Here is a 23,868-nt window from a genome sequence, read left to right as displayed (position 1 = left end):
TATCCGGGGCACCCTGCTCCGGATGTCTGATCGGCCCCCGTGACCCGGGTCGCCCGGGATGGGAGGTGTCAACCGGTGTGCGCGATGTTGATCTCTGCGGCCGACACGTGGCCGCTGACGCCGGCCTGCGCGGTCAACCTGACGTACCGCGTCCGGGTCGCTTCCCACCCGGCGACCTTCGTGGTGTCGTCACCCGCCCAGGTGCCCTCGGCGACGGTGGTGAAGGCGGAGCCGTCGGTGCTCAGCGCGATCTCGTACTCGGTGACGATGCCGTTGGCATTGCCGTCCTGCCGCGGCTGGTATACCAGGGCGAGGGTGTCGTAGTCCGCGCCGAGGTCGAGCGTGACCGACTGCGGCGGCGGGGTGTAGGGGCTCCACGACTCGTGCCACATCGTCGCGCAGTTTCCGTCGATCGCCCTCCCCGCCTCGTATCCCGGTTGTTGGCTGGTCGCCGTCGCGGTCATCGCTGACTGCGGTACGAGGTGCGGGAAGCTCGGCCCAGGATCGGTCGGCGGCTCTCCCGCGCCCAGCCGCGGCAACCGCGTCCTCGACACGTTGACCTCGGCTGCCATCGCCGCCGCCGGGCAGCCGTTCACATCGACCGCCGCCAGTCGTACGTACCTGGCGCGAACCGGGGTCGGCAGCGGTGCCGTCTTCGTGGCCAGGGTGTCCGCCCAGTACCCGTGCACCGCATCGGTGAACTTCCGCCCGTCCTTGCTGGTCGAGACGGTGTAGTGGGTGATCCCACCGGCCGTCGCGGTGACCGCCGGGGTGTACGCGAGGCCGGCGACGGTGGTGACCCGCCCGAGATCGAGCGTGAGCGCCTGCGGCAGCGGCTCGATCGGCGCGAAGCTCGACCGCCAGGTCGACCACAGGTGGTCGTCGATCGCGTGCCGGGCGGGGTAGTGGTGTCCGAAGTCGTTCGCCGTGTGTTCGCTGGTCGCCGTCGCGCTCATCGCCGAGTGCGGGTAGAACGCCGGCCGCGGCCCGGTCGGCACCACCCGCAGGTTGTCGAACTGCGCGCGCTGCCAGCCGCCCACCCGCAGTCCCACCTGCCCGGTGGTGTGGTCGGCATCCTGGACCGTGGCCAGGACGCGTCCGTCGAGGAGCGCGGTGACACGCTCGCCCTTGAACCGCAGGCCGAGCCGGTGCCACCGGCCGGTCCCGAGCGCGGGTACCTGACCGGTCGCCAGCGTCCGGTCCCGGCTCCGCACGTCCTGGGTGAACAGCGACCAGTCGCCGCTGTCGGCGACCCGGAGGTGGTAGCCGGCGGCATTGTGCTGCTGGCTGTCGACCCGGCCGAGCAGCTCGACGTGCCCGGCCTGGTCGAGCAGGGCGTCGACGCTGACCTCGTAGTCGCCCCACCAGCGTGGGTCGCCGACCATGGTCGTCGGTGGCATGTTCGTGTTGTGCCAGCTGAGTGGTGGGTGGGTGACCTGCTGTTCGTAGCAGGTGCCGTCCCGGCCACCGACACACGGAACGGCTTCGAAGGCGCCGTGGACGTCGGCGAAGTACCGCGCGAGGCCGAGCCCGCGCCGCGCCACGTCGGCGTCGCCCGCGCCACCCCGCCGGACACCTTCGAAGTCTTCGGCGTACGGCACGGCGAGCTGGCTTCCCGGGTCCGCATCCGCCGCGGCCGACCCCTTGGCCTGACCGGTGGTCGTCGAGACCGTGTAGAGACGGCCCGGCTCGACGACGAGGTCGTACGACCCGTCGACCGGTTCGACGCTGCCCTGCCGGATGAAGTCGTCGGCGGTGGACGCGGTGGTCAGGTCGGTGACCCAGACGGACACCGCCGTGCTGGCCAGCCCGCCCGACACCTCGAACCGCAGCCTCTCCGGGCCGGAGGAGTCGAGCGTCTCGATCACCGCGGTGTAGTCGTCGCCGCCCGACGCCCGCAGGGCCACGTGGCTCGCGCCCGCGCCGCTGTAGCCGGCGGCGTCGTCGAGGTACCGCCAGCCCGGTTCGGTGAACTGCGCGGTGTGCGCGTCGACCCAGATGCTCGGCCCGACCTCGTAGGACCCCGACCACGGCCGCTCCGCCAGCATCAGGCCGGTACCGCCGATCGGGAAGTTGTCGTACCAGGCCGAGACCAGTGCCCAGTTGAGGTTTCCGGTGATCCGCGCGTCGATGTAGTGCCGGTTCATGGCCCGGGCCAGTGGCTGCGCACCCACGTCGTAGTCCTGGGTGCTGTTCTCGCTGTCCCACAGGGGCTTTCCCGTGGCCAGCGCGGACTCGCTCGCGTAGCACCTCTGCTGCTGGGTCCGCCACACGCACACGTCATGCTCACCGAGGATGTCGATCGCCTCGTCGAGTTCGGCGTCGGCGGCGATCTGCGGTGCCGCGAACCAGTAGTCGGGCGGGCTGTGGTTGTCCGTCGCGACGATCTGTACGTCGCCGAAGCCGGCCGCGTCGAGTGCCCTTCCGAGCTCGACGTACACGTCGCGGTTGAAGCCGCTCTCGTTGGCCGCGCCGAGGTAGTCGATGTGGAAGCCGTTCTGCCGGGCGCACTGGAGCCATGTCACGAGGTACTCCACCCGGTCCCCGGACCAGTAGCCGCCGTCGAACCAGCCCGGTGCTCCCCACGGCAGGCCGTAGAACCTGATGTCGGCGTTGCGTTCGCGCGCCTCGGACATCAGCCACCACTCGTAGCCGCGGGCACAGTCGACCTGGTCGGGGGTCCGCATGTGGCTGGGTTCCGCGCCCACCGTGGCGTCGACGTCGCCGCCGATTTCGACCTTGAGGATGTCGAGGGCGGCACCGTAGTTCGGCCGGAAGAGATAGTCGAGGATCTCGTCCCGCTCCCGCACGGGGTAGTCGAGCAGCAGCCGGGACGACCCGCCGGCACTGACCCCGCCGACACCGTCGAACGTCCGGCCGGTGTCCGCGCCGTCGATCCTGATGGTGTGCGTGGCAATGTCGGCCGCCGCTTCGGCCGGCGCCGGCGCTACCGCCGGAAGCACCCCCAGAGTGAGCGAGAGCGCGCCGGCCAGCAGCCGGTATCCGTCGTTGTTTCCTGACCTGGACCGAATCAGGTTCACCAGTGTCTCCCTATCGGATCGGTTCCGTTCGGCGGCTCACTGTGGCTCTCGGGATGGTGCAACGGGGCCGGCGGCCCGGGCCCGCTCGATGTCGAGCAGGCTCTTGGCGAGCAGCGCGGTGGCGGCGCTGCCCGCACCCTCGGCGTCGCGGGCGCGGATCGCCGCCAGCACCGCGGCGTGGGCGGGGGTGGGGTCGTCGTCCTGTACGGCGCCGTGCACCATCCGGTCCCGGGCGGCCAGCCCGGTCTCCAGCACCACCTCCATGCTGACCAGCAACTCGTTGTGGGTGGCGGCGAGCAGGGCGCGGTGGAACGCGAGATCGGCCTCGACCGCGTCGCCGTCGCCGCGCGCCGCCGCCGCCATCAGCTCCAGTGCCCGCTCCATCGCGGCGATGTCGGCGTCGGTACGGCGCAACGCGGCCAGCCGGGCACTGGCCGGTTCGAGGATGCCGCGCACCTCCGCGAGGTCGTCGAGGAACTGGCTGTCCGGCAGGCCCTCGAACCGCCAGCGCACCACGTCCGGGTCGAGCAGCCGCCACTGGCTGCGAGGCTGTATGAACGTGCCGCGTTTGGGGCGGGCGTCGACGAGCCCCTTGGCCTTGAGCACGCGGAGCGCCTCGCGCAGCACCGTACGGCTCACGTCCAGTTCGACTTCGATGCCCGGCACGTCCAGTGTCTCGCCTTCGGCCAGATCGCCGGTGAGGATGCGCCGGCCGAGTCGCTCCACCACCTCGCCGTGCAGGCCGCGGCCCTGGTACGCGCCGGTGGTCCTTCTTCCGATCATTCCCGCCCCGTTCCTACCCGGACCTGCGACCTCGGCCCGGCAGTCGGCCCGGCCGCGTCCACGATAAATGAAAGCATTTTTTATGACTAGATCTTGACATGAGTATGTCGATACATGAGGCTCGTGCCAAGCAGTCCAGGGCGTCCGGCAGCACCGAGCCGTCCGGCTCAGCGGCGTGCCGAGCCCGCAACGTCCACCGCCACCGGTGGTGGACCGCGAGTGAGGAGACAGGATGAGGCGAACCCGCGCTCTCTGCAGGGGCCGGATCGCGCTGCTGTTCGGGCTGGTGCTCGCCATGGTCGTCGCCGGCTGCGGGTCGGACTCGGCGGACACCGCCGGTGAGGGAGCCCGCAAGCCGGGCGAGAAGATCACCATGACCTTCTGGTCCTGGGTGCCCGGGGTGGACAAGGCCGTCGACCTGTGGAACTCCAAGAACCCCGAGGTCCAGGTCAAGCTGGAGAAGATCCCGGCGGGCAGCTCGGGCGGCTACGCGAAGATGTACTCCGCGCTGGAGGCCGGCACCGGTGCGCCGGACCTGGCCCAGGTGGAGTACCAGGAGATCCCCGGCTTCCTCCTGGAGGATGGCCTGGTTGACCTGACGAAGTACGGCGCCAAGGACGATGCCGGCAAGTTCGTCGAATGGCAGTGGCAGCAGACCGTCTTCAACGGCGGTGTCTACGCCATCCCGCAGGCCTCCGGCCCGATGGGGTTCTTCTACCGGCAGGACCTGTTCAGCCGGTGGGGAATCCAGCCGCCGAAGACCTGGAACGAGTTCCGGCAGGCGGCCCAGACCATCCGCGCGAAGGACCCCAAGGCGTACATCTCGACGTTCCCGCCGGGCAACTCCGCCTGGTTCACCTCGCTGGCCTGGCAGGCCGGCGCCAAGTGGTTCGGCGTCGAGGGCGACACCTGGATCGTCAACATCAACAGTCCGGAGACCCGCAAGGTCGCCGAGTACTGGGACGCCATGGTCCGGGACAAGCTGGTCAAGACCGATCCCGACTTCCAGAACGGCTGGTACAAGGACCTACAGGAGGGCGCCATCGTCGGCTGGGTGAGTGCCCAGTGGGGTGACGCCATCCTCGCCGGCAACGCGCCGCAGACCGCCGGGAAGTGGCGGGTCGCGCCGATGCCGCAGTGGGACGGCGCGGAGTTCGCCTCCGCCAACTGGGGCGGCTCGTCGACCGCGGTTCTCAAGGGAGCGAAGTACCCCAAGGAGGCGAAGGACTTCGCCGTCTGGTTGAACACCGACCCGGCAAGCATCGACCTGCTCATCCAGGGCGGCTACGGCTGGCCGGCGGCGAAGGACGCGCTGTCCGGCTCGGCGCTGGACAAGCCGTACGACTTCTTCGGCGGGCAGAAGATCAACGACGTCTTCGCCGAGGCGGACAAGGCCATCGACCAGGACTGGTCCTGGACCCCCACCACCGCGGCGACCTACGAGCACCTCAACGACGGCTTCCAGAAGGCGATCGCCGGCCAGGGCACCTTCGTCGACGCCGTCGAGGCGGCGCAGGCCAAGACCGTGGCCGACCTGAAGGCGAAGGGCCTCAAGGTCAAGGCCGGCTGACCGGAGGGCCGGCGCCCGTCCCACTCCGGGCGGGCGCCGGCACCGGCCGCACCCGACGTGTCCAATCACCACCCGGGGGAAACCGCATGCGTACACGCCGATCAGACCGGACCGCCGCGGCCGGGTTCCTGGCCCCCTTCGTCCTGCTGTTCGCCGCCTTCTTCGTCCTGCCGATCGGCTACGCGATCTACCAGAGCCTGCTGAGGGTGGAACGGAGCGGGCCGCTCGGGCTCGGCGGATCCCACACGGTCTTCGCCGGCCTCTCGAACTACCGTGCCGCGCTCACCGACAGCACGTTCCTGGACAGCATCGCCCGGGTGCTGCTGTTCGCCGCGGTACAGGTGCCGGTGATGATCGCCCTGGCCACCGCGTTGGCGCTGCTGCTCGACGCGGCCGCCGCCCGCGGCGTGCGCTTCTTCCGCACGGCCTACTTCCTGCCGTACGGGGTGCCGGGCGTCATCGCCTCGATCCTCTGGGGATTTCTCTACGTCCCCGGCGTCAGCCCGATCGTCGACCTGCTCGACTCCGCCGGCCTGACCGTGAACCTGCTCGACTCCGGCAGCGTGCTCTGGGCCATCGCCAACATCGTGACCTGGGAGTTCGCTGGCTACAACATGCTGGTCATCGTCGCACAGCTCAAGGCGATCAACAGCGAGCTGTACGAGGCGGCCCAGATCGACGGCGCCAACGCCTGGCAGGTGATCCGCTACGTGAAGCTGCCCCTCGTCCGGCCGGCGATCGTGCTCACCACCGTCTTCACCATCATCGGCACCCTCCAGCTGTTCGCCGAGCCGCTGGTGCTGCGCCCGGTCTCCACCGCGATCAACACGTCCTACACGCCGAACCTGGCCGCGTACACCCAGGCGTTCGCCAACAACAACTACAGCCTCGCCTCGGCGCAGGCGGTCATCCTGGCGGTGGCCGCGTGCGTGCTGTCGTTCGGCTTCCTCCGCCTTGTCGGACGCAAGGGGGACGACCGGTGACCACCCTTGTCGAACCGCACGTGCAGCGACCCGCCGGCTCGCCGGACCCGGCCGGCGCGGCGCGCCGGCACCGTCGCGGGCCGGCGCTGCGCTGGCGGATCGTCGTCGTCGGCCTGCTCACGGTCTTCGCGACGTACTTCCTGCTGCCGGTCTACTGGCTCGTCGTCGCCTCGACGAAGTCCACGGATCAGCTCTTCGGCTCCTTCGGACTGTGGTTCTCCGAGCCGCGGCTGCTCGACAACCTCCGCAACGTGCTGACCTATGACGACGGGATCTACCTGCGTTGGGTCGTCAACAGCGTCCTCTACGCCGGGGTGGGCAGCGTGGTCGCGACCCTCATCGCCGCCATGGCGGGCTACGCACTGGCGAAGTACCGCTTCCGGGGCCGGGAGGCGCTGTTCAACGTCATCCTCGCCGGTGTGCTGATCCCGGGTACCGCGCTCGCCCTCCCGCTCTACCTGATGGTCAGCAAGGTCGGTCTCGCGAACACCTACTGGGCCGTGCTCCTGCCGTCGGTGGTCAGCCCGTTCGGCGTCTACCTCTGCCGGATCTACGCCGCGACCGCCGTCCCCGACTCCCTGCTGGAGTCGGCGCGCATCGACGGGGCCAGCGAGCGACGCATCTTCGCGACCCTCGCGCTGCGCCTCATGACCCCGGCGCTGGTGACGGTCTTCCTGTTCCAGTTCGTCGGCATCTGGAACAACTACTTCCTACCGCTGGTGATGCTCTCCGACCCGAGCCTGTATCCCATCACCCTCGGCCTCACCTCCTGGCAGTCCTTCGCCGGACGGCAGCCCGACCTCCACCAACTGACCGTCGGGGGTGCACTCCTGTCGGTGCTGCCGCTGATGGTCGCCATCGTCGTACTCCAGCGGTTCTGGCGGGGCGGGCTGACCGAGGGAAGCGTCAAGGCATGACCGTTCGAAACCACCTGGAGAACCTGATGAACCCACCGTTGCGGGCCAGCCGCCGTACCGTGTTGACGGCCGCCTCGCTCACCGCCGTGACCGCCGGGTTGCCCGGCACCGCCGCCGCTGCCGCCGCCGTCAGCAGTGCCGCGCCCACCCCCTCGCTGCCGCCGCACGGTGACCGGGAACCCGCCGGCACCCGGATCGAGCGGATCGACGGGACCGGTGTGGTGTTCCAGTACGGCCATGTCGTTCCGGCCTTCGACGGCTGGGACCGGCGCGAGCCGACCCGGGGCTACCGTGTCCTGGACGGACGGTGGCGCTTCCGGTTCGACCCCGAGGACGAGGGACTCCGGGCCGGCTGGGAGCGGCCCGACGTCGACCCCGCGGGTTGGGACGCGATCGGGGTCCCCTCGTCGTGGGACCTGCACGACACCCCGGACTTCGGCGGCTACGACGGCACACACTTCGGCGAGGGAACCGCGTTCCAGGACGGCTACGCCTGGTACCGCAGCACGGTGACGATCCCGGGCAGCTGGCGGGGGCAGCGGGTGCGGCTCAACTTCCTGGCGGTGAACTACCGGGCCGACGTCTGGGTGAACGGTAGGTTCGTCGGCGCGCACGAGGGCGGCCACACACCGTTCGCCCTGCCGGTCGGCGAGGTGGTCAAGCCCGGGCAGCGGGCGGTCATCGTGGTACGGGTGCACCGCCGTGCCTCGTACACCGACTACCGGGCCGGGACCGGCCCGGTCACCGACCCGCTCGCGGTGCCGTGGAAGCCGGTCGACTACTGGCCGTACGCCGGCATCACCCGCTCGGTGTGGCTGGAGGCCGTGCCCGAGGTGAGCATCCCGAAGGTGCTCGTGTCGGCCCGGGACGGCCGGTTCGAGGCCCGGGTCGTGGTGGAGAACCGCAGCGGTCGAGCGTTCACCGGCCACGTCGTCGTGTCGCCCGGCCGGGGCCTGCGGGCCGGCGAGTCAGCGGTGCCGGTGACGGTCCCCGCCGGCCGCGTCGCGGTGGCCCGGGTCCAGATCGCGGTGCCGGACGCGCCGGCCTGGAGCCCGGCCGATCCGAACCTGTTGACCGCGACGGCCCAACTGCGGGCGACCGGGCCGCGGGGTGGCGACGGCCGGCGGCTCGACCAGCTGCGGACGGAGTACGGTCTGCGCTCGGTGGACACCACGGGGTCGACGCTGCGGGTCAACGGTGCGCCGGTGTTCCTCAAGGCGATGAACTGGCACGAGGAGACGGCCGCGAGTGGTCGGTCGATGACCCGCAGGGAGTACGACCACGAGCTCGGCCTCGCCCGCGACGCCGGCGCGAACATGCTCCGCAACACGGTCTACAACCGGCACCCGTACGTCTACCGGTGGGCCGACCGGCACGGCGTCTTCGTGATGGACGACATCGACAACATGTGGATCAACACCGACCAGGAGCGGGTGCAGACCACCAGCTACGGGCTGTCCCGGGCGCTCGCGACGGTGATGGCCTGGAACCAGCACAACAGCCCCTCGGTGATCCTCTGGTGCCTGCAGAACGAGTCGGAGATCGACGCAGACGGCGGCGCCGTCTACCGGGCCTGGCTCCAGGACATGAAGGACGCCGTCAAGGCGGTGGACCTGCAGGACCGTCCGGTCACCTGGGCGTCGAGCACGACATTCGATCCGGCGTTCGACATCGCGGACGTCATCGGCTTCAACGAGTACTTCGGCTACTTCTACGGCCAGGACTCCGATCTCGGCCCGGCCATCGACGACGTGCACACCCGGCACCCGGACAAGCCGATCCTGATCACCGAGAACGGCACCTGGTCGTTCCTCGGCCACCACGGCCCCGTCGACGAGCAGGGCACCGAGGAGTGGCAGGAGGCCAGCTTCCGCGCGCACTGGGCACAGGTGTCGGCCCGCGCCGACTACGTCGCCGGGTACACGTACTGGGTGCTCAAGGACTACAAGCAACGGTGCGGCTACAACCAGGAGTACAACGGCATCTCCGTGATGGGAATGGTCGGCTTCGACTCCCGCACGCGCCGGCTGGTGTACGACGCGTTCAAGGACGCACGTTCACCGCGCTGAGCCCCGTTCACCGCGCTGAGCCCCCGACTCCCGTTTTCGAAAGGCTCCTGATCCGTGACGATCGTCCATCCCACCGGAGTTCCGGCGCACCTGCCGCCGCGGCTCACCATCACGCTCTGGGACTTCAGCTGGTACACCCAGGCCACCGCCGGGGAACCGTTCCACCACCTCGACGCGGCGTTCACCGAGGCCGTCGAGCGCGGCTACAACACGGTACGGATCTGCGCCATGCCGTACCTGCTCTTCGGAGACCACGACCTCGACACCTCGGCGCTGCGGTTCACGTCCATGGGAGGTGAGGTCGGCCGCCGCACCCGCTGGTACGACGTGGCCGGTGGGGCCGTCCTGGACGGGCGGCGACGCCTGCTCGACCTCTTCGAGGCCGCCCGGCGGCACGACTGCTACGTGATCCTCTCCTCCTGGGAGTACCAGCAGAGTCCGGCCTTCCTGACGGGGCGGGAGTGGTACGACACGCTCATCTCGATTCCGCCGTCGGAGCGGCACGTCACCATCGCCCGGGCGATGGCCGACCTCGTGGGGTTCGTCAAGGACGCCGGTCTGGCCGACCGGATCGCCTACGCCGAGCTGCACAACGAGGTCGACCTGAGCCGGCTGACCCAGATCGGCGGCGGCGATGCGGATCCCTACTGGCCGCAGCGACAGGCCGTCGCCGACGGCGTCGCGGTCATGCGGGAACGGCACCCGGACGTGCTCGCGACAACCTGCTACGGGATCACGCCATACCTCGACATGGCAGCGGTGCCCGACAACGGGCAGGTCGCCCACTTCCACGTCTACGTCTACGGGGTCCTCGCCGCGCTGGAGAAGTGGGCGGGGGTCCGGGTCCTGCCGCCGGAGTTCCCCAGCCCGCGGCTACGGGCGCTGCTCCGCGAGGACGCGCCGCCCTTCGAGGACTACGCCACGCAGGTCGAGTCGTGGCGGCTGGCGGCCACCGGCGTCTCGGCGAGCATGTTCTACAGCTACGACTGGGTCGACACCGCGAAGTGGGACCGCTGGTTGTACGAGAACTACGGTGACCACCGGGTCGCGATGACGCAGGCGCTCGACGACCGACTCTCGGTCATCGCGCGATGGGCCGACCGGCACCGGGTACCGGCCGTCATCGGCGAGGGATGGGTCGGCTACACGCCGCTGCTCGCGGAGTTCGAGGACGGGCCGGTCGGCCAGGGCCTGGCCGAGCACGCGCTGCGGCGCTGCCAGGAGTACGGCTTCTGGGGGGTCGTGCTGGGGTCCAACTCGGCACCGCACCACCCCGGCTGGCGCAACGTGGAGTGGCAGCGGCGGTGGACCGGCCGGTTCCGGGCCGATCGGGGAACGGACCGGCCCGCCCGCCCCGGCGCGGGGCAAGTGGCGGCGTCACCGGTCGGCACGCCTGCGAACGTATCGGGCACGACGAATGGAGAGGTCTGAGATGAGCCATCGCACCCGTCCTTGGCCAGCCGACGAACACCCCGACCGCACGGGACGCGGCCCGGTCGTGCGGCGGCTGATCGGCCGGAGACCGGGCGCCCGGCGCGTGGCCGTCGCGGTAGCGGCAGCGGTGGTGGCGTCGCTGCTGCCGGTCAACGCACCGGCGGCCGGGGCGACCACCCCGGCGGCCGGGGCGACCATCCCGGTCGCCGCGACCCACGGGCGGTCCTGGGTCGGTACCTGGGAGACCACCGCACAGGCGCCGATGGGACCGACCTGGCAGGGGCCGAACTGGTCACAGGAGGGATTCGACGACCACTCGCTGCGCCAGGTCGTCCGGATCAGCGTCGGTGGGCCCGCGGTGCGGATCAGGATCTCCAACGTGTACGGCCAGGTGCCGCTCCGGCTGACCGGCGCGACGGTCGGCAGGGCCGCCGAGGGCGCGGCCGTGCAGCCCGGGACCCTGCGCCGGGTACGGTTCGACCACGCGTGGTCCACGGTCGTTCCGGTGGGGCGGGAGAGGTTCAGCGACGCGGTGCCGCTGCGGGTGGCACCGCTGGACAGGCTGGCGGTGACCCTGTACTTCGCCGAACCCACCGGACCGGCGACGTTCCACGAGTTCACCGCGGCGACGATGTACCGGGCCACCGGTGACCACCTCTTCGACGGGACCGCCGACGCCTACGCCCAGACGGGCCTGTCCTGGTACTACCTGTCCGGCATCGACGTGCCCCGGCGGAAGCGCCACGCCGAGCACGCCGTCGTCATCGCCGGTGACTCGATCACCGACGGGGTGGGTGCGAGTCGCGACACCGACAACCGGTGGCCGGACGAGCTGGCCGAACGCCTCGTCGCCGCCAACCGGCCGGTCGGTGTGCTCAACGCGGGCCTGTCCGGCAACCGGCTGCTGACCGACGCCGTCTGCTACGGCGAACGGCTTACGGCCCGCTTCGACCGGGATGTGCTCGACCAGTCCGGAGCGAGAACCGTCGTCGTGCTCATCGGCATCAACGACATCGGTGCCCCGCTCTGGGTCGACCCGTGCCTCGGATCCCGTCCGGTCGTCACCGCCGACCAGATGATCGAGGGGTACCGGACCCTGATCCGTGCCGCCCACGCCCGGAATATCAAGATCATCGGAGCGACCATTCTTCCGTTCAAGGGCGGCGGCTACTACAGCGACCAGGGAGAACAGACCCGGGTAGCGGTCAACCGGTGGATGCGGTCCAGTGGCGAGTTCGACGCGGTCGTCGATCTCGCCCAGGCGGTCGCCGACCCGGACGACCCGGCTCGGATGCGTACGGAGTACAACGGGGGCGACGGCATCCACCCGAACGACGCCGGCTTCCACGCGATGGCCGCGGCCTTCGACCTCGACACCCTGTAGCGGGCATCGCGGGTGGACCCGCCGATGGTCTGCTGGGTCAAGGAGTCGTCGGTTCGAATCCGGCCGTCCCGACAGGCAGAAAGCCCTGACCAGCAGAAACGCTGGTCAGGGCTTTTAATCTTTGTCCATGGAGTTTTGAACCTCCCCCTAGCCGAGAACCCGCTCCAACCGGTCACAAACCGCCAGACCTCGATGGTTGACACGGCCCCGCTCCTTCAGGGATGACACTCCCATCCCTTGGATGTGCTGGACAATGTCGCTGGACCCGGTCTACGCCGGGCCCAGCAGTGGCGTTTCCCGCCGCCACGTGTACCGCGCGCATCCGCCGATGCGCAATCGAGCAATGTTCGATAACGGGAAGATCACGGCCCGGCTCCTGAGGTGTGCCGTCGCTTGAATGGACCCGACTCGTCGACTGGGGAGTCGAAGGAGGTCCGGTGCACATGAGACTGAAATTGCTGTGTGCAATGGTGGCGGCGAGCTTGGCCCTGACGGTCGGTGTCGTCGCACCGGCCAAGCCGGCGGCTCGAAGCCGCCAAGCGGGAGATCATCAACGCGGGCGAAAACTCCAAGCAGGAGATCCTCAACCACATCGACGCCGTCGCCGCCCCCGATGTCGAAGCCTGCACCCAGGCCGCCGTCACCAAGTTCGCCCAGATCGACAGCATGCCGGGCAGCCTGCTCGGCCCGTTCATCAACGGGCCGTCGACTGCGCACACCTCTCCAGCCCCTACTTCAACACCGTGCAAAGCCTCCCGGCGGCTGACAACATCGGCAAGCTCATGGGAGTTATCTACGCGATCGCGATGACCGGCTTCGCCAAGTACGGCCTTTCCACCAAGGACTGCTCGACAACCTCATTACCGGGTACGACGCGGTCGCCGTGAAGACGAAACCGACGCATGGCGGCATGCAGGACGCGCTACAGGACAACGAGGTGCGCCCGCGACCCGGCGATCCCATGTACTGGATCGTCTGGTGCGACGCGTACAACGGCGCCTTCGGCAACATCGTCTACAACACGATCTTCCCCGTCGACCCCAGCGAGGCCGACTTCGACGCGGTACGGCTGCGAGCCGGCCGGAACACCTGCTACGCCACGACCGTCCGCGCCCTCCCGACGCTCCGCGCGGTGCGGTAGTCCACGAGATCCGAGGAGACGACAATGCGAAAAGCGGGACCACTGCGGCGCGGTATCACCGCCGCCCTGGTCGGCCTGGCCCTGACCGGGTCAGCCGTGGCCGTCAGACCGGCACCGGCACTGGCCGACGCCAACTACGAGGTGTTCGTCCAGTTCTTCATCAGCGCGTACGACAAGGGCCGCGACGGCAACTACTCGGTGGCCGAGGTCAACGAGTTGGTCCAGCAGGCGATCAGTGCCGTCAACGGGGCCAAGAGCGACGTGCTCATCCGTCTCGACCGGCAGCTCACCAGCGAACTGCGTGGCAAGGCCGAAGCCGCCGTCACGAAGGTCGAGCTGTTGAAGGTGCCGTGGCTCGCCGGCCCCGCGATCAACAGCACGCACGACGCGGCGTACTCGGCCAAGGCTCACATCGCCACGGTCGCCGGCCAAGACGCTGAACTGGACGCCGTGGGCCGGGCGATGATCGTGCTCTTCGCCGAGCTCAACGCCGCGTACATCATGGTGGACGCCGAGGAGGGCACCAACGCCGCGGCCGTCCAGCGTCCCTACCTTCGCCAGGGCCTCGAGCACCTCATCCGCGAGATGGAGCCCGAATGCGGCCGCAACACCCTCCCCAGCGCCGGCTACGTCTCGTACGTGTGCACCTTCAACGGGCGGACCGTACGGGCGGAGTACTGGTCGGGCAGCAACTCGTACCGCATCGACGGCGGCGACGAGATCCCCGGGCAGATCAACCAGGACCTGGTCCAGGACTATCTCATGGCCAACACCGTCCTGCCGAACGCGGAGCGACTGCTCGCCGAGCTGATCCGTCAAGGGGTGCGGCTCCCGTGAAACGCAGACTAACCACAAGCATCGTGTCGGCAGTCGCCGCGATCGTCATCACCGTCGGCGGCACCGCACGACCCGTCCAGGCGGCTGTCCCGGCGTGGGTGCCGGTGGCCGTAAACGTGGTGCAGGCGCTTTACGGCGGCGGCGGTGGCGGTGGTGGGCTCGACCAGGCGAAGCGGGAGATCATCGCCGCGGTCGAAAACTCCAAGCAGGAGATCCTCAACCACATCGACGCCATCGCCGCCGCCGATGTGGAAGCCTGCACCCAGGCCGCCGTCACGAAGATCGCACAGATCGACAGCATGCCGGGCAGCCTGCTGGGGCCGTTCGTCAACGGGGCGGTCGACTGCGCATACCTGTCTACGTCCTACTTCAACGCCGTGCAGGGCCTTCCGGCGGCCGACAACATCGGCAAGCTGATGGGGGTCATCTACTCCATCGCGATGGTGGGTTTCGCCAAGTACGGCCTCTCCACCACCGCACTGCTCGATAGCCTGATCGGCGGCTACAACGCGGTCGTGGCACGGCTGGTGCCGAGTTGCTCGCATGACTGGATGTTCGACGACAATCCGCGGCACATCTACGAAGTCACCGTCACCTGCCAGCTCTACCCGGGCGTCATCGGCACCGACACTATGCTCAAGGGTTGGCTGCCGGGGCGGCCCGAGCCTGCGATCCCGTACACCCGAGCGATTGCCAATGTGGACGCTCAGACCAGTCGCGGTGTGGCGATCGACGCGCTGCCACAGCTCCGGGCGGCTCGCGGCTGACCTCAACCCAACCATAAAAGGCACGGCCCGCCGCACGCCTCCGGTGCGGCGGGCCGTGTCGTGCAGTCAAGTTCAGTGCTCGCACAGCCGGGATCAACGGCTTCGCCTCGGCCTCAAACACCTGCTCACCCACCCCGACGCCGGCGGACCGACCTTGCCGCTGCTCTACGGCGGCGTCGCCCTTTACCTGGCCGCGCTCGTGGCCATCGAAGCCCGCGCCCTGCACCACCTCAACTGGGCTTGGGCGGGGCGGGAACGGGGGCACGACGTAGCCACGCGCCGGCAGCCCGGCCCAGCCGAGCACCAGCGCGGCGTCGACGGCCGCGACCGCCGCCCACACCTGCGCGCAGACACTCGCCGCCGAGACGCTGCTCCTCGCCGGCTTTGAGCCCCAAACCACCCGGCAACGCCGCCCCGCCACGTCAACCCCTTGGCGTTGTTGTCGAGCTGGAAGCTATGGCCGGGCTGCCAAGCCACAGCCACGCACCGACCGCCCCGACCAGGTGCGGTGTCGGGCCGCACCTGGTCAGGAGGTGAGACGAGGGCGTAGTGTCTCGGCGTCCGGGTGGTCGAGCTCGTCGAGGATCGCCACCGCCTGGGACCAGGCATCCCGCGCGTCGCGGGCCGCGCCGTGGGCATGTTGGGTGTCGCCGAGCTTGGTCAGGACCCCCGCCTCGTTGTAGCGGTCGCCGAGCTCGCGGCACAGGACGAGCGCCCGCCGATAGCACGCGACCGCCTGGTCGTACTGGCCAAGGTGTTGGTGGGCGTGGCCGAGGCTGTCCCAGCCCGCCGCCTCGCCATGCCGGTCGCCGATCTCCTGGTGCAGCGCGAGCGCCAGTTCGCAGTACGTCACCGCCTCGCCGTGCCGGCCCAGCAGTGAGTGGTACCAGCCGATCGTGGCCAGCGTGTTGGCCTGGCCGAGGCGGTGGCCGCTGGCCCGGCACAGCTCCAGTGACGCCTGCGCATGCCGGAGCGCCTCTTCGTATCGGCCGCGGCGTTCGGACACCTGGGCGCGGTTGTAGTGCACGCGCGCACGACCAGCGTCCTCACCGAGCTCACCGAAGATGTCGAGGGCCCGGCGCAGGTGCGCGTCGGCGTCGTCGTAACGGGTGAGCTTCTGGTAGACCCGGCCGAGGCTGGTGTGTGCGTGGGCCTGGCCGGGCAGATTGGCGAGCGACCGCGCGGCGGCGAGGGCCGTCTCCTGGCTGTTGGCCTGATCGGCCCAGTGGCCCCGGCGGTCCAGGAAGTCGTCGAGGGTCCAGGCGAGTTGCCAGGCGTGGGTGTCGAACCCGGCCCGCGCGGCGAATCGGATCATCGCCAGCAGCGCCGGTCGTTCGGCCGTGAGCCAACCGAGCGCCGCATCGTGGTCGGCCGGGGCGTCGAGGCTCGTACCGGACGCGGGCGGGCCGACGGCGATCGGGTCGCGTGGTGGGTTCAGGCGCAGCGCGGCGGCACGCGACGTGTGCAGGTAGTGGTCGAGCAGCCGCCGCAGCGCCGCCCGCCGTTCGTCGTCGGTGTCCTCCTTGTGTGTCAGTTCGATGGCATACACGTGCAGTAGGTCGTGTGTCGTGTACCGCCCGTGGTTCTGCACGGTGGCGAGGTTGGCCGTGGTCAACTCGGCCAGCAGCGGCCGGACCTGGTTGGCAGGCAGCCCGGCGAGGCTGGCGGCGGCCTGCGGGCCGACATGCGGGCCGGGATGCAGGCCCAGCAGTCGGAACAGTCGCGCCGCCTCGGCTCCGAGGAGGTGGTACGACCAGGAGAAGACCTCGCGGGCGTCGACCGCGCGGTCGTCGCCGGCCAGGGCGTCGAGCCGGTCGCGGGCGTCGCTGGTGTGCAGGTCGGCGGCGAGGCTGTCCAGCGACAGATGGGTACTCGTCGCCGCGCGTGCCGCCACGACCGAGAGCGCCAGCGGCAGGTGGGCGCAGCCGGCGATGATCATGTCGAGTGGCTGGCGGTCGGCGATCCGTTGCTCGCCGAGGCGCCCGGCGAGCAGCTCGCGGGCCTCCGAGTCGCTCATTACGTCCAGGACCAGCGCGTGCGCGCCCTCGGCGGCGACCAGGCTCGGCAGTTGGTTGCGACTGGTCACGACGACGACGCAGCCCGGCGCCCCGGGCAGCAGCGGGCGGACCTGCTCGGCGTCGCGGGCGTTGTCGAGCAGCACGAGCATCCGGCGGCCGGCCAGCAGGCTGCGGAACAACCCGGTACGGGCATCGAGGCGGGCCGGGACGCGGCGCGGCGCCACCCCCAGCGCATCGAGGAACCCGTGCAGGGCGTCCTCCGGCGAGACCGCGGCGCCACCCGGGTCGTAACCGCGCAGGTTCACGTAGAGCTGGCCGTCCGGGAAGGCACCGGCCATCCGGTGGGCCCAGTGCACGGCGAGGGCGGTCTTGCCGATGCCCGCGATGCCCGAGACGGCGGCGATCATCACCGCTGTGGGGTGACTGGTCGCGCCCGTCAGGAGCGCGTCGAGGCGGGCGATCTCGGTGGCGCGACCGCTGAACCCGTACACGTCCGGCGGTAGTTGGGCCGGAACCTCGATCGGTGGCGGTTGGGCCGGAACCTCGACCTCCGCTGCCGCCGCAGCAGCCGGCGCCGCGCGCGCCGCCGGCTGCGCCAGCTCGCCGCGGAGGATGGCGCCCTCCAGCTCGGTCAGCGCCGGCCCAGGATCCAGGCCATGCTGCTCAGCCAGGGCCGCGCGCAGGCGCCGGAACCGGTCCAGCGCCTCGGCGGTACGCCCCGCGCGGTGCAGCGCCCGCATGAGCAGGCCGCAGAACGCCTCGTGTAGCGGGTACTCGTCCATCGGCGGTGCGAGTTCGCTGAGGACCTCGATGTCGTTGCCGAGCGCCAACTCCGCCTCGGCCAAGGTCTCCAGGATGGCTCGGCGGCGCTCGTGCAGGTGTTCGCGGGCGGCCGGGACGAAGGCGCCCCGGGCGTCGCCGAGCGGCTCGCCCCGCCACAGTCGCAGGCCGGCTCGTGCGGTGCTGGCAGCGTCGGCGAATCGCCGCCCCGCCAGGTGTCCCTTCGCCTGCGCCAGGTGGCTGGCGAGGAGGGTGGCGTCGAGCTGACCCGGTTCGATGCGGACGGTATAGCCGCCGGCGGACCAGGGGATCGTTTCCTCGCAGCCGGCGTCGAGCAGCTGCGCGCGTAGCGCGTAGACGGCGGAGTGGATCTGCGCTCGCGCCGTCTTCGGCGCGGCTGGCCCCCACAGCGCCTCGGCGGCCGCGTCGGGGCTCACCGTGCGGTTGGCGTTGAGCAGCAACAGGGCGAGTAGCGCCCGCCGCTGCGGGCGGGCGATGACCACTGGCCGCCCGTGCGTTGACACCTCTACCGTGCCCAGGATCGTGTACCGCATGGTCCCGCCCTCGTGGATCTTGCGATCACCCGCCCCAACGCGTGTAGCAAATGTATCGCCGACGTGTAGCCGGTGTAACTGCCACCCCAGAAAAGATCGTTGACGGCCGGGACGCCCGTCCCGGTCGAGGAAGGGAGTTGCGCATGGCTCGATCATTGCGGGCGTTCGGCGACCGGATGCTCCAGGCGATGCTGCCCCGAGCCGAGGCCAGGGCGGCCGAGAGGTGCCGCATGGTCGGCGCGCAGTGCTGGGTGAACTGTCGGACCGGCTGCCAGGGCTGCAACTACAGCGGTGGCCCGTACTGCGGCTGCACCACCTGGGTCAGCAGCTGCTGATCGCATGCTCCGGCGGCGGCCGCCCCCCAATGGCCGTCGCCGGTTCACCTGCCGTCGAAGGTCACCTTTGTTGCCGTATCTGGTACTCGCCTGCCGGATCATGGTGGGCGGGGTGCTGCTCTACGCCGCCGCCGGCAAGGTGCGGCACCGGACCGCCTTCGCGGCGTTCACGGTCTCGGTGCGGCGCCTCAGCGGCGTACCGGCGCGGCTGGCCGGTCCGGTCGCGGCCGGTGTCGTGGCGACGGAGCTGGCCCTCGGCGGCGCGCTGCTGGTGGGAGTGAGACCGGTGGTGACGTTCTCGGCGGCGGCCGCGCTGCTGCTCGCGTTCACCGCTGTGCTCGTGCGCGCCATGCGGCGGCCGGCAGCTGCCTCGTGTGGCTGCCTGGGCGCGGGCACCGAGCCGGTGTCATGGCGGCATGTCGTCCGCAACGTCGCGCTTCTCGCCGTCACGGCGGTGGGCACGGCGGGCACGGCGACGGGGGATGCCGCCCCGATCAATCCGGCCGGTGCCGCGTTCAGCGTCGCGGGCGCGCTCTTCGCCGTACTGATGATCGTCATGCTCGACGACCTGGCGGCGGTGTTCCGCATGAGCGGGCGATGTGGAGGAAGTACACGTCATGAACGAGCCGCGGGAAGGACTGGCTGGCATGACCGCGGAGGAGGCCGCCGCGTACGCGATGGACCACGACCTCGGACCCATGTTCGATCAGGCTGAGGTGGTGCGGGAGCGCCGGCCGGCGAAGATGGTGACCGCGCTGCGCATCGACATGGACATCCATGCGGAGATCGAGGCAGCCGCGGCGGCTCGGGGTGTCGGCGCTTCGACGCTGATGCGGCAGATCATCGAGGAGTGGGTGGCGGCGCATCGGGATTCCGTCGCGCCCGATCAGCTCGGCGAGTTGGTGCGGCATCTGGACGCTGCCCGACGTGCCGCCGCGTCGCTGGCGCGGCCGGCCGCATGAGCCCGGACGGGCCGCCTGGAGCCGTCGGCGTATGACTCCTTTACTCGGCCGGTCTATGCTCTGGGCGACCTGGACAAACGTGCGTAAGCATGCCGCTGGGCCACCGGACTACTGGGGGTCAAGGGGTCGTCGGTTCGAATCCGGCCGTCCCGACGGACAAAGCCCTGACCAGCAGAAACGGCTGGCCTGGCTTTAATCTTTGTCTATGGAGTTCTGAACCTCCCCCCGACAACCCCCCATTTATCCCCGCAAGGGCGAGGTCCCCATCGCGCAGATCGCGAAGGACTTCGGATCTCCGAGGCGTGTCTGCGCCGCTGGCTCAAGCTCGTCGACGTTGAGGACGGCGTCCGACCGGGCGGTGCCGGCAGTAGCGAGTCGGCCGAACTGCGGGAGCTGCGCAGGCGCAACAAGGTCTTGGAGCGGGAGAACGAGATCCCGCGCCGGGCCGCGCGTACTACTTCGCTAAGTGAGCGTTTCAGATGTGTGTTGGTCGGGCGTGTCGCACAGTGGGTCCGATCGTTGAGGCCGGATGGCTCGGTAGTCGGGTATGGAGCGTGTGCGGCGGTACCCGTCCGACCTGACTGATGCCCAGTGGGAGATCGTGGAGGTGATGCTGCCTGGCCAGAAGTGGATGGGCAGGCCGGAGAAGCATCCTCGCAGGCGATCGTTGATGCGATCTTGTACGTGGTGCGGACCGGTTGTCTTCGCCGACCAGGGGTTCGCCAGCCGGTTCGTTGACTGGGCCAAGAACGTCTTGAACACCACGATTGAGATCGTGTGTAAGCCGGCTGACCAGCGGGGATTCGTCGTGCATCCGCGCAGGTGGGTGGTGGAGAGGACCCTGGGCTGGTTGATGCTGCACCGCCGCCTGGTCCGCGACTACGAAACCGACCCTGTCACCGCTGAACACATGATCCGCTGGGCCGCGATCACCGGCATGCTGAACCGCCTCACCCGCGGCGGACCCGCCACCCGCCAACCCCGCCGTACCTTCAACACACCCGAGTAACCCACATCTGAAACGCTCACTAAGGAGATCTCCCCACAATGACGTACCCGCTGATCGGCGACCTGGCCGCGGACGGGGACACCGCCGCTACCCGCGAATCATCGAGGTTGATGCGGAACGACTCCGAATAGTCGCGTACTACATCTCGGAACATCCATAACTGTTGATGGATGTGTTCGGGGTCGTCGGCTAACATGTGCTCGTGACTGTCGCTCCTATTTCCATTTTGGACGTGCGTCGTCGTCATGTTCCCAGTTGAGGCGTCATGTTCCCAGTTGAGCTGCCGACCGTCTGGGTCGGCCGGGAGAAGGAACTGGCGGCACTCCACACGGCCGTCGAGGCCACCCGTCAGGGGCGGGGATCGGTGCTCTGGGTGGAGGGCGAGGCCGGCATCGGCAAGTCCTCCCTGGTGGCCGCCGGGCTCACCAGCGCCGGGTTTCGGCCCCGCGAGCTGCTCTGGGGCACTGCGGACCAGTTGTCCTACCGTTTTCCGCTGCGGGTGATGCTGGACTGCCTCCAGGTGCGGCCGCGCTCACCAGACCCCCGCCGGGCGCGGATCGCCGATTTCCTGCAGGACCGCCGACCGGGGCTGTTCGCCGCGGACGACGTCGCCTACGCTGCCACCGAGATGCTCGTGTCGCTGGTCGACGAGCTCTCCACCGACACGCCCACCGTGCTGGTTCTCGACGATCTGCAATGGGCCGACGAAGCGTCGTTGATGTTGTGGCACCGGCTCGCCCTCGCCGCCGAGGAACTCCCGCTTCTGCTGGTCAGCGCTACCCGTCCGGTACCCGCACGTCAGGACGTGCAGACGCTGCGGGCGGCGACGCTGCGCCGTGGCGGCACCCTGCTTCCGCTCGCCGCGCTCGACGCGGACGACGTCCGTACCCTGGTCACCGGAATGCTCGGGGTGCCGCCGGGACCCGCACTCAACCGCCTGCTCGGGCGGGCCATGGGCAACCCGCTGTACCTGCGTGAACTGCTCGACGCTCTGACCCGGGAGCAGACGGCCGGCCCCGCGCTGGCCGAGGGTGAACTCTCCGACGACGCGTTCGAGCGGGTCCCGGCCTCCTTCACGGCCGCGCTGAGCGACCGGCTCAGTGCGGTCTCGGCGGCGACCGCCCAGATGCTGCGCACCGCATCACTGCTCGGCGGCGAGTTCGCGGTCACCGACCTCGCTGCGCTGCTGCGTCGCACGGCCTCTGACCTGGCAGAGGGCTTGCAGGACGCGGTCGCGGCCGGCATCGTCGTGGGCGTCGGCGATCAGCTCGCCTTCCGGCACCCGTTGATCCGGCAGGCCCTCTACGACAGCGTGCCGGCCGCGCTGCGGGCGGCGCTGCACTGCGAGGCGGCGAAGGCACTGGTGTCCGCCGGTGCCGAACCGCTGCGGGTGGCCCAGCAACTGCTGGCGGCCGGCCGCCCGGGTGACGAGTGGACACGTACCTGGGTTATCGAGGCGGCACCGGTACTGGCCGCCCGGGCCCCGGACATCGTGATGGAACTCCTGCACCGGGAACTGGAGGCGAGCCAACTCGACCGGACCGACCGGGCCGACCTGACCGTCGAACTCGCTCGGGTACTGCTCGGCGCCGGGCGCCATCCGGAGGCCGCCGAACGGGCCCGGCAGGCGCTCGCCGTGGCGACCCGGCCCGAGCACCGGGTCGAGATGTCCTCGATACTGGCCCGCACACTGTTCCACCAGGGCCGCAACGAGGAGGCCGTGGCCGTCGTCCGGGGTGCCCTCGGCCGCCCGGACGTACCGGCGGTGTGGCGAGCCCGCCTGCTGGCCTCGCTATCGATGTTCGAGCGGGCCAGCACCGGCGATCTTGACACCGCCGACGGCACCGCGCGTGAGGCGCTGCGGGTGGGGGAGGACGCCGGGGACGCCTTCGCCACCGCCTACGCGTTGACCGACCTGTGGCTGACGCACTCGATCCGGCGCGACCACGACGCCGCTCTCGGTTACGTCGACCGGGCGCTGATGGTGCTGGGCGACGCACCGGAGCACACCGACCTGCGAACCTTCGCCTTGGACGGCCGGATCTTCAGCCTGCAGAATCTCGATCGGTGGCCGGATGCGGAGGCGACCCTACGCCGGGCCCGCGACCTGGGTCAGCAGGCCGCCGGATCCGGCCCGGGCGTCTCGGCGCTCACCGCGGCCGTGTTGCTGTACTGGCTCGGTCGGTGGGACGACGCCTTGGCCGAACTCGACGCCGTCGACCGCGACACCACCGATATCACGTACTCCGGGCTCCGTGAACGGGGACCGGCGTTGCTCTGGCACGGTGTCGCCTCGTTCATCGCCGGACACCGGGGTAAGAACGGCACCGCGGCCGAGCACCTCCGGGCGGGTCTCGCGCTTCCCGTCCGGACCGTCGCCGACCGGGAGAACCGTGACTTCCTGCTCGCCGCCCACGCGCTCGTCGCCGAGCAGGAGGGGGAGCCGGCACGGGCGCTGTCGTTGCTGGCGGCGCTCCTGGACCGCGCACCCGGCGAAATGACCCTGCTCCACCAGTGGATGCCCGAGCTGGTGCGACTCGCGGTGGCGGTGGACGACCGGCCGGCGGCGCGGGCGGCGTTGCAGGCATGCCAGGCGGAGGCTGCGGCGGAGTCCCGGCCGGGTCGGGCCGCCGCGGCGGCACGCCGGTGTCAGGGCCTGCTCGACGAGGATCCGGCGCCGCTGCACGAGGCTATCGCGTACTACCGGTCGGTCGGTTCACCAGTGGAGTTGACCGAGACACTGGAGGATCTGGCCGCAGTGCTCGCCGTAGGCGGGCAGCAGGCCGAGGCGAGGACGCTGCTGAACGAGGCGGTCGACCGGTACGACGCCCTCGGGGCGCTCTGGGACATCCGTCGGGCCGAGGGACGGCTCCGGCGCGCCGGCGTCCGCCGGGGTGTCCGTGGCCCCCGGCCGGCCCGTGCCCAGACCGGCTGGGAGGCGCTCACCCCGACCGAGACCCGGGTGGCTGTGCTGGTCGCCGAAGGACGGTCCACACCCGACATCGCCCGGGAGCTGTATCTTTCCCGGCGTACCGTACAGACCCATATCTCGCACGTCCTGGGCAAGCTTGGCGTACGGAGCCGGGTGGAGATCGCCCGTGAGGCGTTGCGCCGGGAGGCCGCCTCCGACGGTGGAGCCTGACGCCCGGACACGATCGGCCGGTCGGGGCGACGCCGCATGGCTCCGGCGGGAACATCCGTCATCTGACGTGGGGTCGATGACGCCGGACGGGCGGTCCGGCCGGTGTCGTGGGGCTCGGGCACGCTGCCCGGCACGTCCGTCG

Annotated in this window: 18 protein-coding genes; 15 read left to right on the top strand and 3 right to left on the bottom strand. The window is 70.2% G+C overall.

Annotation, left to right across the window (positions count from 1 at the left end):
* Positions 1-68: 68 nt before the first annotated feature.
* A complete protein-coding gene (locus tag ABNF97_RS16490; RefSeq protein WP_349339040.1) occupies positions 69-3,041 on the bottom strand; it encodes a discoidin domain-containing protein in 2,973 nt (990 codons plus the stop codon).
* A gap of 36 nt (positions 3,042-3,077) precedes the next feature.
* Positions 3,078-3,824, bottom strand: a complete 747-nt coding sequence (locus ABNF97_RS16485) for an FCD domain-containing protein (protein WP_130463735.1) — start codon at positions 3,822-3,824, stop codon at positions 3,078-3,080.
* A gap of 232 nt (positions 3,825-4,056) precedes the next feature.
* On the opposite strand from ABNF97_RS16485, the gene ABNF97_RS16480 reads away from it, so the two are divergent.
* The 10 genes from ABNF97_RS16480 to ABNF97_RS16435 all read left to right on the top strand — a co-directional run bounded on the left by ABNF97_RS16480 (position 4,057) and on the right by ABNF97_RS16435 (position 14,926).
* The gene (locus ABNF97_RS16480) at positions 4,057-5,394 is read left to right on the top strand and encodes an extracellular solute-binding protein (RefSeq protein ID WP_130463734.1); all 1,338 of its coding nucleotides are present in this window, start codon (positions 4,057-4,059) and stop codon (positions 5,392-5,394) included.
* 86 nt (positions 5,395-5,480) lie between these two features.
* Complete coding sequence (locus tag ABNF97_RS16475) at positions 5,481-6,377, top strand: ABC transporter permease subunit (RefSeq protein ID WP_130463733.1); 897 nt, start codon at positions 5,481-5,483, stop codon at positions 6,375-6,377.
* Positions 6,374-7,294: an ABC transporter permease subunit gene (locus ABNF97_RS16470; protein WP_130463732.1), complete on the top strand. Its 921-nt coding sequence runs from the start codon at positions 6,374-6,376 to the stop codon at positions 7,292-7,294. The genes ABNF97_RS16475 and ABNF97_RS16470 overlap by 4 nt, the downstream gene beginning before the upstream one ends.
* On the top strand, positions 7,291-9,363 hold the full coding sequence (locus tag ABNF97_RS16465) for a glycoside hydrolase family 2 TIM barrel-domain containing protein (RefSeq protein WP_207230573.1): 2,073 nt from the start codon (positions 7,291-7,293) through the stop codon (positions 9,361-9,363). Before ABNF97_RS16470 ends, ABNF97_RS16465 begins: the two co-directional genes overlap by 4 nt.
* Positions 9,364-9,417: 54 nt before the next feature.
* The gene (locus ABNF97_RS16460; RefSeq protein WP_349339039.1) at positions 9,418-10,794 is read left to right on the top strand and encodes a cellulase-like family protein; all 1,377 of its coding nucleotides are present in this window, start codon (positions 9,418-9,420) and stop codon (positions 10,792-10,794) included.
* Between the two features lie 106 nt (positions 10,795-10,900).
* Entirely contained in the window at positions 10,901-12,181 is a 1,281-nt protein-coding gene (locus ABNF97_RS16455) for an SGNH/GDSL hydrolase family protein (protein ID WP_349339038.1), read from the top strand.
* A 498-nt stretch (positions 12,182-12,679) separates the two neighbouring features.
* On the top strand, positions 12,680-12,991 hold the full coding sequence (locus ABNF97_RS16450) for a hypothetical protein (protein ID WP_349339037.1): 312 nt from the start codon (positions 12,680-12,682) through the stop codon (positions 12,989-12,991).
* A 73-nt stretch (positions 12,992-13,064) separates the two neighbouring features.
* Entirely contained in the window at positions 13,065-13,322 is a 258-nt protein-coding gene (locus ABNF97_RS16445; protein ID WP_349339036.1) for a hypothetical protein, read from the top strand.
* 24 nt (positions 13,323-13,346) lie between these two features.
* Positions 13,347-14,159 carry a hypothetical protein gene (locus ABNF97_RS16440; RefSeq protein ID WP_130463728.1) on the top strand — a complete coding sequence of 271 codons (813 nt, stop codon included), beginning with the start codon at positions 13,347-13,349 and terminating at the stop codon, positions 14,157-14,159.
* Complete coding sequence (locus tag ABNF97_RS16435; RefSeq protein WP_349339035.1) at positions 14,156-14,926, top strand: hypothetical protein; 771 nt, start codon at positions 14,156-14,158, stop codon at positions 14,924-14,926. The genes ABNF97_RS16440 and ABNF97_RS16435 overlap by 4 nt, the downstream gene beginning before the upstream one ends.
* A 526-nt stretch (positions 14,927-15,452) precedes the next feature.
* Here ABNF97_RS16435 and ABNF97_RS16430 read toward each other — a convergent pair.
* The gene (locus ABNF97_RS16430) at positions 15,453-18,278 is read right to left on the bottom strand and encodes an AfsR/SARP family transcriptional regulator (RefSeq protein ID WP_349339034.1); all 2,826 of its coding nucleotides are present in this window, start codon (positions 18,276-18,278) and stop codon (positions 15,453-15,455) included.
* Positions 18,279-18,421: 143 nt separating this feature from the next.
* Between ABNF97_RS16430 and ABNF97_RS16425 the strand changes: the two genes are divergently transcribed.
* The 5 genes from ABNF97_RS16425 (at position 18,422) to ABNF97_RS16400 (ending at position 23,726) form a co-directional block, all read left to right on the top strand.
* A complete protein-coding gene (locus ABNF97_RS16425) occupies positions 18,422-18,613 on the top strand; it encodes a hypothetical protein (protein ID WP_349339033.1) in 192 nt (63 codons plus the stop codon).
* 4 nt (positions 18,614-18,617) lie between these two features.
* Positions 18,618-19,328, top strand: a complete 711-nt coding sequence (locus ABNF97_RS16420) for a MauE/DoxX family redox-associated membrane protein (RefSeq protein WP_130463724.1) — start codon at positions 18,618-18,620, stop codon at positions 19,326-19,328.
* Positions 19,261-19,575 (top strand): hypothetical protein, encoded by a 315-nt coding sequence (locus ABNF97_RS16415; RefSeq protein ID WP_349339032.1) that lies wholly within the window; start codon positions 19,261-19,263, stop codon positions 19,573-19,575. Before ABNF97_RS16420 ends, ABNF97_RS16415 begins: the two co-directional genes overlap by 68 nt.
* Before the next feature lie 547 nt (positions 19,576-20,122).
* On the top strand, positions 20,123-20,584 hold the full coding sequence (locus ABNF97_RS34175; RefSeq protein WP_502930494.1) for a transposase: 462 nt from the start codon (positions 20,123-20,125) through the stop codon (positions 20,582-20,584).
* 265 nt (positions 20,585-20,849) lie between these two features.
* Positions 20,850-23,726: an ATP-binding protein gene (locus tag ABNF97_RS16400; RefSeq protein ID WP_349339031.1), complete on the top strand. Its 2,877-nt coding sequence runs from the start codon at positions 20,850-20,852 to the stop codon at positions 23,724-23,726.
* Positions 23,727-23,868 lie beyond the last annotated feature (142 nt).

Source organism: Plantactinospora sp. B6F1 (assembly GCF_040120695.1).
Lineage (GTDB): Bacteria > Actinomycetota > Actinomycetes > Mycobacteriales > Micromonosporaceae > Plantactinospora.
This window is presented reverse-complemented; position numbering and strand designations above follow the sequence as displayed.

Bases quoted from the DNA above. Each gene is read 5' to 3' on its own strand.
- ABNF97_RS16485 (WP_130463735.1), bottom strand. From the start codon at position 3,824: ATGATCGGAAGAAGGACCACCGGCGCGTACCAGGGCCGCGGCCTGCAC.
- ABNF97_RS16480 (WP_130463734.1), top strand. From the start codon at position 4,057: ATGAGGCGAACCCGCGCTCTCTGCAGGGGCCGGATCGCGCTGCTGTTC.
- ABNF97_RS16475 (WP_130463733.1), top strand. From the start codon at position 5,481: ATGCGTACACGCCGATCAGACCGGACCGCCGCGGCCGGGTTCCTGGCC.
- ABNF97_RS16465 (WP_207230573.1), top strand. From the start codon at position 7,291: ATGACCGTTCGAAACCACCTGGAGAACCTGATGAACCCACCGTTGCGG.
- ABNF97_RS16440 (WP_130463728.1), top strand. From the start codon at position 13,347: ATGCGAAAAGCGGGACCACTGCGGCGCGGTATCACCGCCGCCCTGGTC.
- ABNF97_RS16430 (WP_349339034.1), bottom strand. From the start codon at position 18,278: ATGCGGTACACGATCCTGGGCACGGTAGAGGTGTCAACGCACGGGCGG.
- ABNF97_RS16425 (WP_349339033.1), top strand. From the start codon at position 18,422: ATGGCTCGATCATTGCGGGCGTTCGGCGACCGGATGCTCCAGGCGATG.
- ABNF97_RS16420 (WP_130463724.1), top strand. From the start codon at position 18,618: ATGCTCCGGCGGCGGCCGCCCCCCAATGGCCGTCGCCGGTTCACCTGC.
- ABNF97_RS16415 (WP_349339032.1), top strand. From the start codon at position 19,261: ATGACCGCGGAGGAGGCCGCCGCGTACGCGATGGACCACGACCTCGGA.
- ABNF97_RS34175 (WP_502930494.1), top strand. From the start codon at position 20,123: ATGGAGCGTGTGCGGCGGTACCCGTCCGACCTGACTGATGCCCAGTGG.
- ABNF97_RS16400 (WP_349339031.1), top strand. From the start codon at position 20,850: ATGTTCCCAGTTGAGCTGCCGACCGTCTGGGTCGGCCGGGAGAAGGAA.